This window comes from Labilibaculum sp. K2S (genome assembly GCF_030372765.1).
Lineage (GTDB): Bacteria > Bacteroidota > Bacteroidia > Bacteroidales > Marinifilaceae > Labilibaculum.
The window spans coordinates 1-836 of sequence record NZ_JAUCMW010000080.1 but is presented as its reverse complement, the minus strand read 5'-3'; the positions used below and the strand labels follow the sequence as shown (position 1 = coordinate 836).

The following is an 836-nucleotide window of genomic DNA, read 5'->3' as shown; positions in this document are numbered from 1 at the left end:
ATAATGTATTGAATACCTTTATAATGAATCATGATGAGCTTATGGCAGAGATTAGACCAATAGAACAGAAGGATATCGTAGAGGATTCATTGCAATGTGTTGATCTCACTAAAAAATCAGGTTCCTTTAGCTCTCATCTGGTTCATTTTGATTTCGGTTCATCTGAAATATCAGATGCTGAAAAGCTTAAAATTGATTCTTTGATTCAGTTGTTAAATAATACAAAATGCAGTTCTCTGTGTTTCTATGGAAGTACTGATAAATACGGGAGTGAACACTCCAATTACGTATTAGCCTATAAAAGAGTGTTGAGTACTATTGATTACTTACGTAAATTCATTGATAATAATGTACTTAATCCATATTCGATGGTAATATATGGAGAAACAGCTGAAAGTGAAGAGGTAAAACCATCCGAGGGCAGGTTTGTTAAAATTTCAAATGAAAAACTTTCTGAATCAAATACACTGATACTTGCGGTAGAGAATAAATCAGGAGACATAATTAATCTGATTAAACCTTATCATATAAGTGTTTCAGAAGTAGAGCTTATTAATGGCACTGCTGTAAATGATTTAGCAAAGGAAGAATACATTTTAATCAGAATACAAGCTATCTATACCGTACTAAAAGGAGATACTTTAAATGGAATAGCCAGAATGTTTGATTGTAGTGTAACTGATTTAAGGGTGATAAACAAGCTTAAAAGTGATTTGATCCGAAAAGGAAATACACTTATCATTCCAGTTTCAAAAAATAGAAAATAAAATTGAGCAATTAAAATAAAACGATTATGAAAAGAATCTACACATTGCTAATTCTTAGTCTTTTGTTCG

At 31.0% G+C, this 836-nt stretch carries 1 protein-coding gene; it reads left to right on the top strand.

What is annotated here, in order from left to right; all coding sequences use genetic code 11:
* Window positions 1–767: LysM peptidoglycan-binding domain-containing protein (locus QUH73_RS20790; RefSeq protein ID WP_289532366.1), on the top strand; the 767-nt coding region annotated here is incomplete at its 5' end.
* Window positions 768–836 lie beyond the last annotated feature (69 nt).